This is a genomic window from Providencia vermicola, from assembly GCF_020381325.1.
Lineage (GTDB): Bacteria > Pseudomonadota > Gammaproteobacteria > Enterobacterales > Enterobacteriaceae > Providencia > Providencia vermicola.
This window is the reverse complement of record NZ_JAGSPI010000007.1, coordinates 24,251-43,607: the sequence shown is the minus strand read 5'-3', so window position 1 is coordinate 43,607 and position 19,357 is coordinate 24,251. Positions and strand designations below refer to the sequence as shown.

The 19,357-nt window shown below is 41.2% G+C and carries 17 protein-coding genes; 8 read left to right on the top strand and 9 right to left on the bottom strand.

The window, feature by feature from the left end:
• The first annotated feature begins 3 nt into the window (after positions 1-3).
• The 4 genes from lolA (at position 4) to KDJ85_RS11355 (ending at position 4,366) form a co-directional block, all read left to right on the top strand.
• Entirely contained in the window at positions 4-624 is a 621-nt protein-coding gene (gene lolA / locus KDJ85_RS11370; protein WP_206085447.1) for an outer membrane lipoprotein periplasmic chaperone LolA, read from the top strand.
• Between the two features lie 94 nt (positions 625-718).
• Positions 719-2,062, top strand: coding sequence for a replication-associated recombination protein A (locus tag KDJ85_RS11365; protein ID WP_225819778.1), 1,344 nt, complete (start codon positions 719-721; stop codon positions 2,060-2,062).
• A 108-nt stretch (positions 2,063-2,170) separates the two neighbouring features.
• Entirely contained in the window at positions 2,171-3,463 is a 1,293-nt protein-coding gene (gene serS, locus KDJ85_RS11360) for a serine--tRNA ligase (protein ID WP_225819777.1), read from the top strand.
• A 183-nt stretch (positions 3,464-3,646) separates the two neighbouring features.
• Positions 3,647-4,366 (top strand): sulfite exporter TauE/SafE family protein, encoded by a 720-nt coding sequence (locus tag KDJ85_RS11355; RefSeq protein WP_225819776.1) that lies wholly within the window; start codon positions 3,647-3,649, stop codon positions 4,364-4,366.
• On the opposite strand, the gene KDJ85_RS11350 is transcribed toward KDJ85_RS11355, so the two are convergent.
• The 5 genes from KDJ85_RS11350 to KDJ85_RS11330 all read right to left on the bottom strand — a co-directional run bounded on the left by KDJ85_RS11350 (position 4,363) and on the right by KDJ85_RS11330 (position 9,098).
• The gene (locus tag KDJ85_RS11350; RefSeq protein ID WP_225819775.1) at positions 4,363-5,256 is read right to left on the bottom strand and encodes a LysR family transcriptional regulator; all 894 of its coding nucleotides are present in this window, start codon (positions 5,254-5,256) and stop codon (positions 4,363-4,365) included. The genes KDJ85_RS11355 and KDJ85_RS11350 overlap by 4 nt on opposite strands.
• Positions 5,257-5,352: 96 nt before the next feature.
• Positions 5,353-5,601, bottom strand: coding sequence for a non-oxidative hydroxyarylic acid decarboxylases subunit D (locus KDJ85_RS11345; protein WP_225819774.1), 249 nt, complete (start codon positions 5,599-5,601; stop codon positions 5,353-5,355).
• A gap of 9 nt (positions 5,602-5,610) precedes the next feature.
• A complete protein-coding gene (locus KDJ85_RS11340) occupies positions 5,611-7,038 on the bottom strand; it encodes a non-oxidative hydroxyarylic acid decarboxylases subunit C (RefSeq protein WP_225819773.1) in 1,428 nt (475 codons plus the stop codon).
• Between the two features lie 424 nt (positions 7,039-7,462).
• Complete coding sequence (locus KDJ85_RS11335) at positions 7,463-8,269, bottom strand: BPSS1780 family membrane protein (RefSeq protein ID WP_225819772.1); 807 nt, start codon at positions 8,267-8,269, stop codon at positions 7,463-7,465.
• Positions 8,270-8,627: 358 nt separating this feature from the next.
• Entirely contained in the window at positions 8,628-9,098 is a 471-nt protein-coding gene (locus KDJ85_RS11330) for an Lrp/AsnC family transcriptional regulator (protein ID WP_225819771.1), read from the bottom strand.
• Positions 9,099-9,248: 150 nt separating this feature from the next.
• Between KDJ85_RS11330 and KDJ85_RS11325 the strand changes: the two genes are divergently transcribed.
• Positions 9,249-9,671 carry a DUF2000 domain-containing protein gene (locus KDJ85_RS11325; RefSeq protein WP_225819770.1) on the top strand — a complete coding sequence of 141 codons (423 nt, stop codon included), beginning with the start codon at positions 9,249-9,251 and terminating at the stop codon, positions 9,669-9,671.
• A gap of 47 nt (positions 9,672-9,718) precedes the next feature.
• On the opposite strand, the gene pflA is transcribed toward KDJ85_RS11325, so the two are convergent.
• The 4 genes from pflA to KDJ85_RS11305 all read right to left on the bottom strand — a co-directional run bounded on the left by pflA (position 9,719) and on the right by KDJ85_RS11305 (position 15,085).
• The gene (gene pflA, locus KDJ85_RS11320) at positions 9,719-10,507 is read right to left on the bottom strand and encodes a pyruvate formate lyase 1-activating protein (protein ID WP_225819769.1); all 789 of its coding nucleotides are present in this window, start codon (positions 10,505-10,507) and stop codon (positions 9,719-9,721) included.
• 143 nt (positions 10,508-10,650) lie between these two features.
• On the bottom strand, positions 10,651-12,933 hold the full coding sequence (gene pflB / locus KDJ85_RS11315) for a formate C-acetyltransferase (RefSeq protein WP_225819768.1): 2,283 nt from the start codon (positions 12,931-12,933) through the stop codon (positions 10,651-10,653).
• 70 nt (positions 12,934-13,003) lie between these two features.
• Positions 13,004-13,861 (bottom strand): formate transporter FocA, encoded by an 858-nt coding sequence (gene focA / locus KDJ85_RS11310; RefSeq protein WP_225819767.1) that lies wholly within the window; start codon positions 13,859-13,861, stop codon positions 13,004-13,006.
• 450 nt (positions 13,862-14,311) lie between these two features.
• Complete coding sequence (locus KDJ85_RS11305) at positions 14,312-15,085, bottom strand: IclR family transcriptional regulator (RefSeq protein WP_225819766.1); 774 nt, start codon at positions 15,083-15,085, stop codon at positions 14,312-14,314.
• A gap of 343 nt (positions 15,086-15,428) precedes the next feature.
• Here KDJ85_RS11305 and KDJ85_RS11300 point away from each other — a divergent pair, with 343 nt between their 5' ends.
• The 3 genes from KDJ85_RS11300 to KDJ85_RS11290 are packed head-to-tail and all read left to right on the top strand — an operon-like array spanning position 15,429 to position 19,305.
• Complete coding sequence (locus KDJ85_RS11300; RefSeq protein ID WP_225819944.1) at positions 15,429-16,322, top strand: dihydrodipicolinate synthase family protein; 894 nt, start codon at positions 15,429-15,431, stop codon at positions 16,320-16,322.
• Between the two features lie 50 nt (positions 16,323-16,372).
• On the top strand, positions 16,373-17,686 hold the full coding sequence (locus tag KDJ85_RS11295; protein WP_225819765.1) for an MFS transporter: 1,314 nt from the start codon (positions 16,373-16,375) through the stop codon (positions 17,684-17,686).
• A gap of 23 nt (positions 17,687-17,709) precedes the next feature.
• A complete protein-coding gene (locus KDJ85_RS11290; protein WP_225819764.1) occupies positions 17,710-19,305 on the top strand; it encodes a UxaA family hydrolase in 1,596 nt (531 codons plus the stop codon).
• The last annotated feature ends 52 nt before the right edge of the window (positions 19,306-19,357 follow it).

The following is a 19,357-nucleotide window of genomic DNA, read 5'->3' as shown; positions in this document are numbered from 1 at the left end:
TCGATGAAAAAAATGATGTTGTTAGGTGCATTAGCCTTCAGTTTACATATCGGCCAAGTGCTGGCCGATGCGAGTCAAGACCTTCAGGCACGACTGAATAAGGTCAATAGTTTCCAAGCCAGTTTTTCACAAAAGGTCACTAGCCCTGAAGGCGATCTGGTTCAAGAAGGAGTCGGTGATTTATGGTTAGAGCGCCCTAACTTATTTAACTGGAATATGACTTCTCCCGACGAAAGCGTGTTAGTTTCTGATGGCAAAAATTTATGGTTTTATAACCCATTTGTTGAGCAAGTGACTGTGACGAACTTAGCGGATGCAACGCAGGATACCCCATTTTTATTGATTACACGTAATGACCCGAAAGATTGGAAACAATATTCAATCATTCAACAAGGTAATACTTTTGATCTTAAACCTAAGCAAACCAATGGCACGTTGAAAAAATTCTCAATTACGGTTTCCCCAGAAGGGACTATTGAGAAATTTTCTGCGGTTGAGCAAGATGGGCAAACCAGTGCTTATCAGCTAAAACAGCAAAAAAATGGCCGTGTTGATGCCAGTAAGTTTAAGTTTACAGTGCCGAAAGGTGTGACGTTAGACGATCAACGTTCAAGTGCTAAATAAGTCTTAAACCCGTTATTATCGTTAACCATTAGTATTTTCTACTGGTGGTTAGCGAGTCAGCTATTCGCTTTTAAGCGGCAATAAAGAGGATATTGTGGGTAACCTGTCTCTCGATTTTTCGCAGAATGAATTTCAACCTTTAGCGGCGCGTATGCGGCCTGAAACCCTTGAGCAATACATTGGTCAACGGCATCTGCTGGCGGAAGGAAAACCATTGCCGCGAGCAATCAAGGCTGGCCATCTGCATTCTATGATTTTATGGGGGCCACCAGGAACAGGCAAAACGACACTGGCAGAAATCATCGGTCACTATGCTCAAGCGGATATTGAACGTATATCTGCGGTGACTTCAGGTATTAAAGAAATCCGTGAGTCCATCGAAAAAGCGCGCCAGAACCGCAGTGCTGGGCGTAGAACGATTTTGTTTGTGGATGAAGTTCATCGTTTTAATAAAAGTCAACAAGATGCCTTTTTACCACATATTGAAGATGGCACGATCACTTTTATTGGTGCGACGACTGAAAACCCTTCATTTGAATTAAATTCAGCATTGTTATCCCGTGCAAGAGTCTATTTGCTCAAGTCTTTAGAAGAGGGCGATATTGAGCAAGTGTTATTACAAGCGCTAGCAGATACGTCCCGTGGGCTTGGTGGGCAAAATATTGTCTTACCCGATAGTACACGCAAGATGATAGCCCAGCTCGTTAATGGGGATGCAAGGCGTTCGCTAAATTTACTTGAAATGATGGCGGATATGGCTGAAGCCGATAGCCAAGGCCAGCGAATTTTAACGGCAGAGTTACTCAAAGAAGTGAGTGGTGAACGTACCGCGAGGTTTGATAACAAAGGTGACCGTTTTTATGATCTGATCTCTGCATTGCATAAGTCAGTTCGTGGATCAGCGCCAGATGCGGCATTGTATTGGTATGCAAGGATCATTACTGCAGGGGGCGACCCGCTGTATGTGGCGCGTCGTTTATTAGCAATTGCTTCCGAAGATGTCGGGAATGCCGATCCCCGCGCGATGCAAGTGGCAGTGTCTGCTTGGGACTGCTTTACGCGAGTCGGGCCAGCTGAAGGTGAACGAGCTATTGCTCAAGCGATTGTATATTTAGCCTGTGCACCTAAAAGTAATGCAGTTTATACGGCTTATAAGGCTGCAATTAAAGACGCACAAATGCAGCCTGATTATGATGTGCCTAATCATTTACGCAATGCACCAACAAAGCTCTTAAAAGAGATGGGGGCTGGTCAAGAATACCGTTATGCTCATGATGAGCCCAATGCCTACGCTGCGGGTGAAAATTATTTCCCTGAGCCAATGCAAGCAAGCCGTTATTATTACCCAACAAAACGTGGCTTGGAAAGCAAGTTTGCTGAAAAATTAGACTGGTTAGCCCAACAGGATCAAATTAGTACCACAAAACGCTACCGCTAAACTGGGCAATGCGGTAAGGTTATATAGCGAAATACTTTACTTTATTGATGGTGCTAGAATGCACCATCAAAAGTATCATCTATTACTCACAATACTCACAGGATAAGCATGCTCGATCCCAATTTACTGCGTACGGAGCTAGACGCGGTTGCTGAAAAACTGGCTCGCAGGGGTTTTACCCTTGATGTGGAAAAGCTGCGTGAATTAGAAGAACGCCGCAAAGTTTTACAAGTTGAAACTGAAACCCTGCAAGCAGACCGTAACTCGCGATCGAAAACTATCGGTGCGGCTAAAGCTCGTGGTGAAGATATTGAGCCATTACGTCTGGAAGTTAACCAATTAGGCGAAAAATTGGATGCTGCGAAAGCAGAGCTAGACAAGCTGCAACAAGAAATCCGTGATATTGCTTTAAGTATCCCGAATATTCCAGATGACCAAGTACCAGATGGCAGAGATGACTCTGACAACGTCGAAGTTGCACGTTGGGGCGAGCCTCGCCAGTATGATTTCGAAGTTCGCGATCACGTTAGCCTTGGTGAATTAACAGGGGGGTTAGATTTCCCTGCTGCGGTTAAGCTAACAGGTGCGCGTTTTGTTGTTATGAAAGGGCAAATTGCGCGTATGCACCGTGCGTTAGCACAGTTTATGTTGGATTTACATACTGAGCAGCATGGCTATCAAGAACTGTATGTTCCGTATTTGGTTAACCATGATACGCTGTATGGTACAGGTCAATTACCAAAATTTGGTGAGGACTTATTCCACACTAAACCACTGGAAGAAGAAGCAGATAGCAGCACTTATGCGTTGATCCCAACCGCTGAAGTACCTGTAACTAACTTGGTTCGTGATGAAATTTTAGATGAGGATACACTTCCTCTGAAAATGACTGCTCACACACCATGTTTCCGTTCAGAAGCGGGCTCTTATGGCCGTGATACCCGTGGTCTTATCCGTATGCACCAGTTCGACAAAGTTGAATTAGTGCAAATTGTTCATCCTGAAAAATCGATGGATGCACTGGAAGAGTTAACAGGTCACGCTGAAAAAGTGCTGCAATTACTGAACTTACCTTACCGTAAAGTAATTTTATGTACTGGTGATATCGGTTTTGGTTCACGTAAAACTTACGATTTAGAAGTGTGGTTGCCAGCGCAAAATACCTATCGCGAAATCTCTTCTTGTTCAAATATGTGGGATTTCCAAGCGCGTCGTATGCAAGCACGTTTCCGTGGTAAGAGCGATAAGAAAACTCAACTCGTTCATACATTGAATGGCTCAGGTTTAGCAGTGGGTCGTACATTGGTCGCAATTTTAGAAAACTACCAATTAGCAGATGGCCGTATTGAAGTGCCTGAAGTATTACGCCCATACATGAAAGGCTTAGAATATATTGGCTAATTAATCGCCATATCATTCATGTATAAAAACCGTCTTGGGTAACCTTGGCGGTTTTTTTCTATTTAAATCAAACAATTCATTCCCCTCAATATTTACCTGAGCCCCTCTAAATATATTCCTGATAGTGATGTTTCTAAGCTATAGATAGGCTGTAAGCCATCACATGCAAGAGAGATAAACTAAATGGAAATAATAATTGGTGTTTTTTTATTGGCTGGAGTTATTAAAGGAGTGATAGGGCTGGGGCTGCCAACGATTGCAATGGGGCTTTTGAGCATGACAATGGAGCCTGCAATTGCCGCCAGTATTTTGATTATTCCGTCCTTAGTGACCAATATTTGGCAATTATTGATTGGGCCTCAATTTATTGAATTAATAAAGCGACTATGGGGATTGATGGCGGGAATAATTATTGGCACATTATGGAGCTTTTTACCTTCTTTAACTGAAACGTCAGGTTGGACATTGCCAGCGTTGGGGGCTGTGCTAGTACTTTATGGTATTTGGGGATTATTGGCGAAAAAGATGCCCGCCATTGGAAAGTCTGAGCGTTGGCTTTCACCACTAGTGGGCTACCTGACTGGCGTCATTACTGCCGCAACAGGCGTTTTTGTTATACCCGCTGTACCTTATTTGCAAACGCTTAAGCTAAATAAAGATGCGTTAATACAGGCGCTTGGTTTAGCTTTTACTGTATCGACTCTCGCTTTGGCAATCAAACTTTGGCGTAGTGACCAGCAAGAGTTTGTTGATTATGGCCTGTCTTTTATTGCACTACTTCCCGCATTGATAGGAATGTATTTAGGGCAATATCTACGCAAAATTATGAGCGAAAATATATTTCGCCGCGGCTTTTTTAGTGGATTGGTACTTTTAGGCGTGTATATGGCGATAAAACCTTAAGGGTTGCTTTGCCAATTAATTAAAAAGCTAATAAATTCATTGGTATATTCAGGAAGCTGATTAAAATCACGGGCGCAAATAACTAAATTTCGTTGTGCCCATTTCTCTTTCAGCGCCAGTATCTTTGTTTGGGAAGACAAAACACGTTGTGCCGCCTGTTTGGGAATAATGGCAATGCCAACGTCATTCGCTACAAGTTGCATAACAGCATCAAAGGTAGGAAGTCGGACTCGATAATTCAAGCGAAAACCTTGTTGCTTAGCATAGTCATCTATATGTTTTTGTAGCGAATTATCTTCAGATAACCCAATAAAATCTGAATGTATAATATCATTAAATAATACATGTTGTTGATTTGCGAGTGGGTGATGATAATGGACCAGTACAATAAGCTCATCCGAACAAAAAGGGTGAAATGCTAATCCTGATAAATCCGTAGAGTCTGCAACGATCCCAATATTAGCCATTTTATTCTTGATAACCGTGACAATTTCATGGCTTGGCATCTCTTTGACAGTGATTGACATATTCGGTTGCTGTTGCAAATATGCACCAATGCGTTCAGGTAAAAACTCCATTTGGGCAGAAGCATTACATAAGAGATTAATGTGCCCGCGTAGTCCTCGGCTATATTGGCGCATTTCATCTTTCATTAAATCAATGCGATGTAAAATACCATTAGCATGCTCAATAAAAGCAAAGCCTGCATTTGATAAAGAGATACCTCTAGCTGAACGAATAAATAAGAGAGTGCCGAGCTCACTTTCAAGACCTCGAATCCGTTCACTTGCGGATTGCAGCGTAATATGCGTTAAATTTGCACCACCCGTGATGCTGCCTGCATTGGCGATATTTAGGCATAATTGCAGGTCTGTAATATCAAAGTGCATAGCTCGGTAACTCCCATTTAGGGTAATGATGTATATCTATTTTTAATTATTAGGCTAATTAATTAGATACTCGCGATTAAGAATAGCATTATCACATCAGTTTTCCCGTTTTAAAGACGATTTTGCAATAAGAGGTGGAATGATAGGAACCTCTGATGCGTTATCAATATCTAGCTGAGTCATTTGGAATTCAACAGGGAAATGTTCTCTCTCTGTTCGGCGTACTGGCTCAGTATTTCGCCATGTATAAAGGCAGCACTGGCACTGATATATTATCCATATCCCTTCGACGGGGGAGTTTGCCATGACTTCTATTTTATCACTTGCACAACGAGGGCAAATCATATGACCTCCTTATTGACGGTTAGCGAGTAGGGTTGTTAATTTATCAATCCACAGTGCTGTCTCAGGTAAATCCTTGACGGGTTGGCCATATCGGCCTCGGTTATCGGGGGCAACAGGGGTTGTCGCATCAATAATTAATTTATCGGTGATCCCAGCAGGGCTAGAGCTTGGATCCAGTCCGAGTACGGGCATATTTGGTATTTGAACAAGGTCGCCTGCTGGATTAACTTTAACTGACAGCGCCCACATCACTTGAGGTAAATTGAAAGGGTCAACATCTTCATCAACCATAATGACTATTTTGGCATAACCTAGGCCATGTGGGGTGGTCATCGCCCTCATACCAACGGCTCTAGCGAAACCGCCATAACGTTTTTTGGTGGAGATAATAATGAGAAGACCGTGGGTGTACATGGCATTGACTGCCTGAACTTCTGGAAAATCGGCTTTCAGTTGTTGATATAGGGGAATGCAAGTGACGGGGCCGATGAGATAATCAATTTCTGTCCAAGGCATGCCCAGATAAAGGGATTCGTAAATGGGGTGCGTGCGATAGGATACTTTATCAATACGGATTATCGGTATATTACGCCCACCAGAATAGTGTCCTGTAAACTCGCCGAAAGGGCCTTCAATTTCTCTTTGTCGACTCTCAATCACGCCTTCAATAATGACTTCTGATCCCCATGGAACATCAAATCCTGTCAGCGGTGCGGTTGCTATTGGGTAAGGGCTTTCACGGATTGCTCCAGCCATTTCATATTCGGATTGATCATATCTCAGCGGTGTTGCACCCATTAATGTGATAATCGGGTCATTACCAAGAGCAATAGCAACGGGAAGGTCTTCACCATACTCTTCAGCCTTGTGAAGCTGTAAGGCGATATCATGCATGGGGACAGGTTGTATGCCAAGCTTACGCTTACCCTTAACTTCCATCCGATAGATACCCACATTTTGCTTACCAAAATGTTCAGGATCTCGTGGATCACGAGAGATAACACAAGCCTTATCAAGGTAGAAACCGCCATCCCCATCATTTAGACGAAACAGCGGAAGGATATCAAATAGATTAATATCATCACCGCTTACTTCATTTTGAGCCCACGGCGGATTGCTTCGGCGTTCAGGTGACACAGGAAATTTGTCCCAACGGCGAATAAGCTCTTTGATTTGCTGCTTAACTGGAGTGGTTGGAGGAAGACCAAGTGAAATGGCGTGATTTTTCCAAGACCCGATCGTATTCATCACAACATGAGCATGCTTAAACCCTTTTATTTTTTTAAATGAAATTGCAGGAGCGTCTTCGCCAATCCTTCCTGTTGCGTTTGCTGCTGCTGCGATATCAGGCTCAGCTTGTACTTCTTCTTGAATTTCCAGTAGTTGTCCTGCATTTTCAAGTGCCACTAAATAACTACGAAGATCATCATAAGCCATTTTTAATTCTCCTTTTTGTTAGTATCTTTGTGGTTTTTATTTGAACTCGCCTCGCATTTTGCAAATTGATGCTGTACTAAATAGTGCTGTGTTCAGAGCCACTTCAGTTGTGGTAACGGTGGAGAGAGCTACTGCCATGTCTTTTGCTTGACGGATAATTTTAAAAGTTAACCTTATTAATTAATAAGGACAACTTATTGTAAGCAATGTATTTACTTGGTGCTTATTTCTATTTTTCCCGAATTTAGACGGTAGTAACATTTATACTAGTACTCTTTGGGGATTGAGTAGATTGAAATGATGGGTTGAGTGATACAAAGGTAAATGAGTGGTTGAGAGATGAAAATTATCGTAGGTTTACTTTTGAAAAGGGAAAGCAAATGCTTTCCCTTTGAGTATGATTGAATAACGTTGTTATTCAGGTTTATTTCACTTGTGAGAAAAACAGGCTACGGTAGCTGCTGTAATAACAAACATACATAATTGGCATAGAAACTAATAAACCTAAGCCTAATGGGATCACAGAAATAATCATTAAAATAGACAGAACGATAAAGAATAGGATACCTGGCAGGATATTTTTCTTAACCGCTTGTAGGCTAGCTGAAATTGCAGCGCCAACAGTAAAATCGTGGTTCATAACCAGAGCAGGGGCAAACCAAGTTAATGCGGTACCGACTAAACCAGCGACAGCCATCACGATAATAGCAAAGAAGAATGAACCTGAGGACGCTAAAATAGCCGCATCAGATGGTGATCCGTATTGGCTGCTTTCCATTAATAAACCAAACATCGCAGAACCGCCAATGATGAAAGCGATGATCATACCGACTAAGTTTGCTGCAAAGTTAATAGCACCAACAGCAAACAGTGCACCGAATTTGTTTTGGAAACCTGCAAACAGTAAACCGATTTCTGTTTGGCCAGTTTTACGCTGATTTTCACTGATAGCAATAATACCACCAACAAAGATTGGTGTAATAAAGGTGATCAGTAAGTTTAAGAATGGGATCATGGAGATGATCAGAATCAACGCAAACAATACGATATTGATTAAGATCCACATACCCAGTTTTTCTTTAACCAGTGACCATGATTGGCTGATCCAGTTAACACCTTCACCCGCATCAACAGCGCGAGGTTCTGCGTGAAAAACAAAAGTATCAACTTGAGTCTGAGCGTTAGTGTTTGGTGCAGGGTTGTTATCTGCACTGAAGTTTTCATTGTTCATGATAAAAAAGGAACCTATTTGTCGTAGTGAATTAACAATAATTATTATAAAAAGTTTGTGAGTTTATATGCACTCTTTTACTTTATCGGCAGTAGTATGCAGATAAGTGAATATATTATAAAGCAGACTATTCTGGTAAGGTATTTTTGATTAATTTTTTCTTAATACAACATTTTTTAGGGTAATAAGGTCATTACTCATTTGATATTGAATTTATAGACTGTTTAGTTTGGTGTTTTTTGGTTAAATATAGGGTTATTTTAGCTTTAAATAGGATGGTTGTTTATGAAAAATGGTTATTGTGTGGAATAAAATATAACTAATAACCATTATAAAGAATAAGGTAAATATCGATAAGTTATTCAAAAATAGATATAGGGTACGCATCGAGTGGCTTGATTTCTTTTAATACAAACATACTTTGCATTTCTTTAATACCTGGCAATCTGCGAATAACCGACATGGCAAAATCAGCGTAAGAATCTAAATCATGAGAAACCACTTGCAGTAAAAAGTCAGTATCACCACCTATACTATAACAGGCGACCACGTTCTCAAGCTCGCTAACTTCCTGTTCAAATTTTTGTGCTTCTGCCTCGCTGTCACTGTCAATAATCACACGTACAAACACCATAACACCAAGGCCAATTTTCTTGCGGTTTAAAATAGCGCGATAACCTTGAATAACATTATCTTCTTCAAGTTTTTTAACTCTCCGCCAGCAGGGTGAGGCGGACATTCCTACTTTTTCAGCCAGTTCATGGTTGGTGATCCGTGCATCCTCTTGCAGCAGTGAGAGAATTTTTGTTTCTGTCTTATCAATTGCCATAAATGAATTTTTCTACCTATTTATTGTGGAATAAAGAAAAAAATTACCGAATTACTAGCTTGCCATAGCTCACTTAGAAAGCCTATTTCTTTCTTTAAATGCCATAATTATTGGGAAATTGAACACAATTAAAAACAGTAGGGGACATAAATGATATTTAATCCAGCCGAGCATCGCTGCGCTATCGTGGTTAATCAGGATTTATCTAACGGGCTTGCTATGAATGCCGCCAGTGTGATTGGTGTCAGCTTAGGAAATAAAGTTAACAATATGGTGGGAGCGGATTTAAACAGTGCAGATAATATTCATTACCCAGGAGTGATTTATGCCCCTTTACCAATTTTAAAATCACCAGAGCAGTATATTAAAGACATAGAAGAAGCTGCATTAAAAGAAAGTGAAATTTATATCATTCCTTTTAGTCTATTGGCGCAATCGTGTCGCACTTATGATGAGTATCAGCAAAAGTTGTCAGAATATGAATATAAAAATATTCAGTTAGCGGGTATTGGGCTGGTGGGAAATAAAAAGGCGGTGACTCAGCTTATTGGCCATTTGCCTTTATTTAGATAGGAATAATGGCAAATAAAGAAGAGGCTCAATGCTGAGCCTCAACTTATTTAGTACATGACTTTATGGCCATAACTTTCGAGGATATTTTTGACGCGTTCCATTACTTCTTTTGATGGTGGTTTAACTCCATCAAGTTTGTATTCTTCACCCATGGTTTCCCACTTGTGTTTACCAAGTTCATGGTAAGGTAATAATTCGATTTTTTCGATATTACTCATATCTTTGGTAAATTCACCGAGCAGATGTACCGAATGTTCATCATCACTCCAGCCTGGTACAACAACATAACGCACCCACGTTTTTTGATTACGCTTAGCTAAATATTGTGCAAATTCCAACGTTCGGTGATTGGAAACGCCGACTAACTTTTGGTGAATATCATCGTTGATTTGTTTTAAATCTAACATCACTAAATCAGTGACATCCATCAGTTCGTCAATAACAGGGTCATAGCGACGAACAAAACCGTTAGTGTCTAAACAAGTATGGATATTCTCTTTCTTACAGGCTCGGAACCAATCACGGACAAACTCTGCTTGTAAAATAGCCTCACCACCTGAAGCGGTGACACCGCCGCCCGTTGCATTCATAAAGTGACGATAGGTGACCGCCTCCTTCATTAACTCATCGACGGTGACAATGTTGCCGCCGTGGGTATCCCAAGTATCGCGGTTGTGGCAATACAAGCAGCGCATTAAACAGCCTTGGAAAAAGACAATAAAACGAATACCAGGGCCATCAACAGTGCCGCAAGATTCAAATGAATGAATACGGCCTAATGTTGCTGGCGATTCTGTTTTAGTGATATCAGTTGTTGTAATAATTTCGGCAGACATAGCAGGTACTCCAAAATATCCGTCATACTTCTAAGACATTATGCATAATATAATGATTTGTAGTCTTTAATTGACAGTATAGATAAAAAGACCCCATAGAGTGGGGCCTTTAATTTAGTTACTTTATTTTAATGAGCTAATTATTACATTGAACTTGTGAAAGTACGAGTAATAACGTCTTGCTGTTGTTCTTTGGTTAGTGAGTTAAAACGCACCGCATAACCTGAAACACGGATAGTCAGCTGTGGATACTTCTCTGGGTTTTCCATTGCATCTAACAGCATTTCACGGTTCATGACGTTAACGTTCAGGTGCTGACCGCCTTCAATAGACGCTTCGTGGTGGAAGTAACCATCCATCAGACCTGCTAAGTTAGTTTTACGCACATCGTCATCTTTACCTAACGCATTTGGTACGATAGAGAAGGTATAAGAGATACCGTCTTTCGCGTAAGCAAATGGCAGTTTAGCAACAGAAGTCAGAGAGGCTACAGCACCTTTTTGGTCACGGCCGTGCATTGGGTTTGCACCTGGTCCGAATGGCGCACCTGAGCGACGACCATCTGGCGTATTACCTGTTTTCTTACCATACACAACGTTTGAGGTGATGGTCAGAATTGACTGAGTTGGTACTGCATTACGGTAAGTATGCAGTTTCTGAATTTTCTTCATGAAACGTTCAACTAAGTCACAAGCGATGTCATCAACACGTGAGTCGTTGTTACCAAATTGTGGGTATTCACCTTCGATTTCGAAGTCGATAGCGATGCCGTCTTCGTCACGGATAGGTTTAACTTTTGCGTATTTGATAGCAGACAGTGAGTCAGCTGCAACAGACAGACCTGCGATACCACATGCCATTGTACGGTAAACATCACGGTCATGTAGAGCCATCAGCGATGCTTCATAGCTGTATTTATCGTGCATGTAGTGGATGATGTTCAGCGCAGTGACATATTGTGTCGCTAACCAATCCATAAAGTGGTCCATTTTGTCCATCACGATATCGAAATCAAGGACTTCATCCATGATTGGTGCGTGTTTAGGGCCCACTTGCATTTTCAGTTTTTCGTCCACACCACCATTGATGGTATACAGCATGGTTTTCGCTAAGTTAGCGCGAGCACCGAAGAACTGCATTTGTTTACCCACAATCATTGGGCTAACGCAACATGCGATTGCATAGTCGTCGTTATCAAAGTCAGGACGCATCAGGTCATCATTTTCATACTGAACTGATGAAGTATCGATAGACACTTTCGCTGCGAATTTTTTGAAATTCATTGGCAGTTTTTCTGACCACAGGATAGTCATGTTTGGCTCAGGAGATGGGCCCATGGTATACAGTGTGTTCAAGAAACGGAAAGTACTTTTTGTTACCAGTGTACGGCCATCAAGACCCATACCTGCTAAAGATTCTGTTGCCCAAATTGGGTCACCAGAGAACAGCTCATCGTATTCAGGGGTGCGTAAGAAACGGACCATACGTAGTTTCATGACTAAGTGGTCTATCAGTTCTTGCGCTTCTTGCTCAGTGATTTTACCTTCTTCGATATCACGTTGGATATACACGTCTAAGAAAGTGGAAACACGACCAAATGACATTGCCGCACCGTTTTGTGATTTAACCGCAGCTAAATAGCCGAAGTAAGTCCACTGTACTGCTTCTTGTGCGTTAGTTGCTGGTGCAGAAATATCGTAACCGTATTTTGCAGCCATTTCTTTCATTTGACCCAATGCACGGTGCTGCTCAGCAATTTCTTCGCGCAGTTGGATTGTCATTTGTAAATCTTCACCTTTTTCTAATTTTTCTTGCAAAGAGGTGAATTGTTGGAACTTGTCTTTCATCAGGAAATCAATACCGTACAGCGCAACGCGACGGTAGTCACCAATGATACGACCACGGCCGTATGCATCTGGTAAACCCGTTAATACACCCGATTTACGACATTTTAAGATATCTGGCGTATAAACGTCGAAAACACCTTGGTTATGGGTTTTACGGTATTCTGTGAAGATTTTTTTCACAGTTGGGTCTAATGTACGGTCGTATGCTTTACATGAGCTTTCAACCATTTTGATACCACCGAACGGGATAAGACCACGTTTCAGAGGTTCATCAGTTTGTAAACCAACGACTTTTTCTAATTCTTTAGTAATGTAACCTGCATCATGGGAAGTGATGGTTGAAGCAACATCTGTATCAAAATCAACAGGCGCATGTGTGCGGTTTTCGATTTTGATCCCTTCCATAACTTTATCCCACAGCGAGTCAGTTGCTGGAGTAGAGCCTGCTAAGAAAGATTCATCACCTTCATATGGAGTGTAGTTTTTCTGGATGAAGTCACGTACGTTGACGTTTTTCTGCCAGTCACCTTGGTTAAAACCTTGCCATGCTAAAGCGAATTTTTCATTTAATTCGGACATGATACTTTTACCTTTTAACAGTGGATCTTTTAGGGATCTTAATAAATCTTTTCGTGTGTGTCAGTGGCGATTAATGTTTCTGGCCACCGCGTAAATGCATAAACCAATAAATGAGGCCGACTAAAAGCGCGCCGCCAATAATATTTCCGATAGTGACTGGAATTAAGTTATCTGTAATAAAATTTCCAATCGTTAAGTGTGAAAACTGCTCAGGTGCCATATTGATTTGTGTCCAATATTCAGCTGGAGCGAATTCTTTAATCATGATGCCCAATGGGATCATAAACATGTTTGCGATGCTATGCTCAAACCCACTGGCGACGAACATCGCAACAGGGAGAACTAACACAACCAGTTTATCGGTTAAACTGCGACCTGCATAACTCATCCAAACTGCCAGACAAACCATTAAGTTTGCTAAAATTCCGAGTGCAACAGCCTCAATAAAGGTGTGGTGCAATTTATGGCTACTGGTTTGTAAGACATTTAATCCCCATTGGCCATTAGCCGCAGTGTATTGCCCCGCAAACCAAATGATAGCCACAAAGAACAACGCGCCAATTAAGTTGCCAATGTATACATTGAACCAATTGCGGAACATTTGTCCCCAGGTAATTTTACCAGTGGCTTTAGAAACGATAGTTAAAACAGTGGAAGTGAAAAGGTCGGCACCACAAACAACAACTAGCATTAAACCAAGTGAGAAACAAATTCCGCCAATCAGTTTGGTAAAGCCATACGGTGCGCCGGCCGCCCCAGTTGTTGCAGTAATATAGAAAACAAAAGCAATAGAGATAAAAATACCGGCAGTGAATGCTGACAAGTAAGTAATTACAGGATGTTTGTTCGCTTTATAAAAGCCAGCGTCATCCGCGACTTGAGCCATTACAGCAGGTGGCAATAAATTAAAAGGGTTGTCAGCTTTCATACCAACACTCTCTTACAAAGTTGATTAATTATAGCACGCAATAATAGTAACAAAGGGGATAAATGAGAAATTTGATATGGATCATGAACACTCGCAAGAATACCGTTTAAATAGTTAATTTTTTGTTAAAATACAACCTAAGTAATTGAAATTTAAAAAATAAATATTTTTTAAATTTTATTAAAAATTTTTATAAAGAGCATTTTTAGCGACATGGAAAGTGAAAATATGCATATAAATGTTAATTATTTAAGTGCAATATGATCCCTTTGCTAAGGTATTTAACTTATGTCTAAATTTAGCGCTAGATTTATTGATATAAACCTCAGAAACCATCTGTTAAATTCTCGCCAAATTGTCATATCTTGCTAACAATCAATAAAATAATATGGCATACAGAAACCGTTGTTCCAGATCATTTTAGACTATATTTTCGAATATTGAATTTTATTATCTATAGAATTCAATGTTATCTAGCGTGTTAAGTTCTTGTTCGATGCGTTCGCGGCTGGTTAACAGCGTTTCGATGACTTGGGCTGTTTTTTCATCGTTACTGCGGAAGGTGGGGATAGACACACTGATAGCGGCAATAATTTTGTTTCGTTGGTGCAATGCGACAGCATAACAAATAGTTTCTTCATTAATTTCTTTATTATCAATGGCATATCCATTTTCTTTTACTGCGTTTAGTTGGGCACGTAATTGTGGCAAAGTATGAACACTGTATTGTGTCAGCGGAGTGAAACCTGCGGGGTAAAGTTGGGAAATTTGTTCGTCACTGTAGTTAACAATCATTGCTTTACCTAGCGCAGAATAGATAGCTGGTAAGCGAGTGCCAATACTGGAGACTAACTGAACTTTTTGTGCAGATTGTACTTTATCAATATACAGGACATCAGCACCATCTAAGATACCCATTTGGCAAACTTCATTACACCGTTCGACAATAAGGTCCATCTCGCGATGGATCATTTTCAGCCAATACGATTTTTCGAAGAAAGCGCGAGAAAGAATGGAACAAGCGATACCAAGATAGTAAAGCTGGCTATTATCATCGTAACTAATATAGCGGTGCTCAACCAATGTTTTTAGAATGGGGTAAATAGTGCCTTTCAGAATTCCAGTCTTATCAGACAGTTGTGTTAAAGATAGCCCCGTATTTTCTGCTGCCAATACTTGAAGCACCTCTAAAACACGAATTGTCGGCATGTGTCCCGTAGACATTAAACCACCTCCCTGATTAATTGTGCCGCTATTCTAGGTTCAAAACTGCGCTATGTAAATCACTCGCAAAAACCCATTTCTTTTCTGAATCGATCGAATGACATTGTGCTATTGGCAGTAAAAGTCGTGATCCTGTTCAAAATTTACCAATAAAAAATGACCTTCTTGCTTTTAATACAATCAGTAACTTCTTGTTTATGCCTTTTAAATCAATTGATTAATAAGTTTTTATTTTAACTTTGTTCAAATTTGACTCAATTCATTTTTCGTGGTTATTTAATGTTGTTTTTATTTATGAATAAGGTTTGTATATATGAACAATAACCAAGTGGAGCTATTAAGTATGGAAAGTCGCTATATCACCCCTGTTGTCACTATTTTTGATGACAAAGGCCGCGTTGATATTGAACAAAATCGACAAGTTTATGATTCACTTAGCACAAAAGTCTCGGGTTTTGTCACGATGGGCAGTACGGGGGAATTTTTTGCACTCGATATGAACAGTTCGAAAACCTTGATTGACCTTTGTGGCAATTACCCTAAAAGGGATATGAAGGTCTATGCAGGAGCAAGTCGGCTAGATGTCAATGAATCGATTGAACTTGCCAATTATGCGAATGAGCAAGGGGTCGATGGGGTAATGATTATCAGTCCCTATTATTTTCCGTTAGATGACGAGGGGGTATTTCGCTTTTACAGCACAATTGCAGAAAAAACCTCAGCAAAAATCTTTATTTATAACTTTCCTGAGCGTACGGGATACTCTGTATCACCTGAAGTGTGTTTACGCTTAGCAGATAAATACCCTCATATTATTGGTTTGAAAGATACCATTCCTGATACTAATCATACGGCGCAAGTTATTGATGTTGTGAAATCCCGTATTCCACACTTTGAAGTCTATGCAGGTTACGACAACAACTTTGCTCATGTCGTGCTATCAGGCGGAAACGGTTGTATTGGTGGGCTTTCCAATATTATTCCACAGTTTTTTGCTTCATGGATGCAAGCTTTTGCAAAAGGCGATTTAGCGCTCGTCGCTAAACATCAACAACGTGTTGATCAACTGATGGCGATTTACGGGGTGAATGCTCCTTTTATTCCAACCTTTAAAAAAGCGTTGCAACTGAAAGGGGTGATTAACTCAGACCGTTGTACTTCACCATTTATTGGATTGAACAGTGTACAGACAGAGCAACTTCAGCAATTATTAGCACTAGCTGATTCACCGCTCTGATCTTTCCTATAACAACACAATAGAACATCTTACCGACAGGGAAAAATATCATGGCGACAACACAAGCTTATAACAATCCTGTTTTAAACTCTGCGATTAAAAAATCGTGGAAACGTTTAGTACCCCTGATGTTTATTTTGTATTTCGTTGCATTTATTGATCGGGTGAATGTTGGTTTTGCTAAAGATGCGATGCAGTTAGATATCGGGTTATCGGACTCTGCATTTGCGTTTGGGGCAGGGATTTTCTTTGCGGCCTATGCATTATTTGGTATCCCCGCCAACTTAATTTTAAATAAAATAGGTGCCCAAAAATGGTTGAGTATCACCACAATCATTTGGGGCGTGCTCTCTGCGATGACAGGCTTTGTCACTAATGAAACGCAATTTATTATTTTGCGCTTCTTATTGGGGCTTGGGGAGGCCGGTTTCTATCCAGGAATTTTATTATTAGCGTCAATCTATTTTCCGAATAATGTCCGCGGCTCTGTGATTGGTATATTTGTTTTAGGGGTGCCATTAGCCTTGACGCTAGGCTCTCCACTTTCTGGCGCATTATTAGAGTTGCATGGCTGGTTAGGCCGTCCAGGTTGGTTCTGGATGTTTGTTATCGAAGGTTTACCTGCGGTTGTTATTGGTATTTTTGCCTTCTTTTATCTGGATGATAGCCCTGAAAAAGCGCGTTTTTTAACCGATGAAGAGAAAAAGGCATTAACGGAGCAACTTGCCAAAGAAAATGCAAAAACAGAAACTACCTCTGTGCTTTCGGCGCTCAAAAATGCCAAAGTGTGGCACCTTGCATTGATTTACGGCACCATCCAAATATCCGTGTATGGTTTGATGTTCTTTTTGCCTTCCCAAGTGGCTTCATTAATGGGGGAAAGCTTAGGGTTCAAACAATCGTTAGTGGCAGCTATTCCATGGGCTTGCTCAGCCTTTGGCGTCTATTATATTCCGCGCTTTGCCGACCGCCATCCAACAAAACGTGTTGAAATATCTGTTCTGTGCATGTTAGCCGCGGCGGTGGGCTTAGCGTTATCTGCATTTGCTAGCCCAGTTTTTGCTATTGCAGCACTGTGTTTAAGTGCGGTGGGCTTCTTATCAGTTCAACCTGTCTTCTGGACGTTTCCGCCTCAGTTACTCAGTGGTCCTGCATTAGCAGCGGGGATTGGTTTTTGTACCACTATGGGGGCATTTTGTTCATTCCTTGCACCTATCATCCGCGTTGAAGTGGATAAAATGATGAACAGCAATACCGCAGGGATCATGACATTGTCGGTGATAACAGTGGGTTGTGCTGTGTTAATTGCGCTCCTTAAAAAGAACTCTCATAAAAATGGCCATAAAGTTTTGTCATCAAATTAATGGCAACAATTGGAAGGTGTGACATGCAAAAGATTTTACGAATTGATGAAAGCGACAACCTGATTGTTGCCTTAAAAGACTTGTACGCTGGGGAAGTTTACCATTGGGGCAATGAAGAAATTGCCTTAGTCACTGACGTGAAGGCCAAACACAAATTTGCCATAGAGGCGGTGCCCATTGATGGTGTGGTATCGATGTATGGCACCGCGGTAGGTAAAGCGACGCAACCCATTGCAAAAGGCGAAGCCATTACGGTGAACAATATTCGCCATTATGCAGCCCCTGTTTCCTTAGAAAATGATTCACTGTACGAATGGAAAGCACCTGATGTTTCCGCTTATAAAAAGCGAACTTTTCAAGGATATGTTCGAGGAGATGGGCGTGTAGGAACAGCAAATTACTGGCTAATTTTCCCATTAGTTTTTTGTGAAAACCGCAATGTGACGAAATTAACCGATGCTTTAAATGATGCCTTAGGCTACACCAATAATAGCTTAAAAAGCTTTGCACTAGACTTAACTGCAGGAACGCAAGCGCCGACAGCAAAACCAAAACTGTTCCCGCATATCGAAGGTGTTCGATGCATTACTGTCACCAGCGGCTGCGGTGGTGCGACATCGGACAGTAAAACCATGTGTGATGTGCTGGCGGCTTATGCAGATCACCCCAATGTGATTGGTATTACGGTATTTAGTTTAGGGTGTGAAAAAGCGCAGCGCAAAATGTTTAAAGAGTCACTGGCAGCTCGCAACCCAAACTTTGATAAGCCCGCACTGTATTTTCGTCAGCAAGAGTGGGATAGCGAAGAAGAAATGATGCAAACTGCGCTCAAACAAACTTATGAGTGCATGAAAGCGGTTAAGCCACAATCGAGGGTTGATGTACCATTATCCCACCTAAAATTGGGCGTAAAATGTGGTGCTTCTGATGGTTTTTCAGGGATTTCCGGTAATCCTGCTATGGGGCTTGTTTCAGATTGGTTAGTCACGTTAGGTGGCGCATCTGGCTTGGCAGAATTCCCTGAATTATGCGGTGCAGAAGGGGATATGGTGAAACGTTGCGTATCTTTCGATGACAAAAAGAAATTTCTTGAATTGATGGAGCGCTATGAAAAAACGGCAAATTTCTTTAATACCACCATTGCAGATAACCCAAGCCCCGGCAATATTGCAGATGGCTTAATTACCGATGCGATAAAATCCACCGGTGCGGCTAAAAAAGGCGGCACTTCGCCAATTAGTGCGGTGTGTGATTATGCAGAGCCAATGCCAGAGAGCGGTTTGTCGCTCGTTTGTACGCCAGGTAATGATGTGGATGCGGTGACTGGCCTTGTTGCCGCGGGCTGTAATGTGGTTATTTTCTCGACAGGGTTAGGGACACCGACGGGTAACCCAATTGTGCCCGTACTAAAAATTTCGACTAATAGCGCAATAGCAGAACGTTTGTCCGATATGATCGACTATGATTGCGGGCCTATTATTGATGGTGTACCTCTACCAACAATCAGTCATGGGCTTTTTGAACGAGTGATTGAAACGGCAAGTGGGGACTATCAAGTGAAAGCAGATCGCTTAGAGCAATTTGATTTTTTATTGTGGAAGCGTTCATTAGATTTATAATTTAACTAAATCAATATATTAGGAAAGGTTAGCGGGTGAAGTTGCCCGCCAA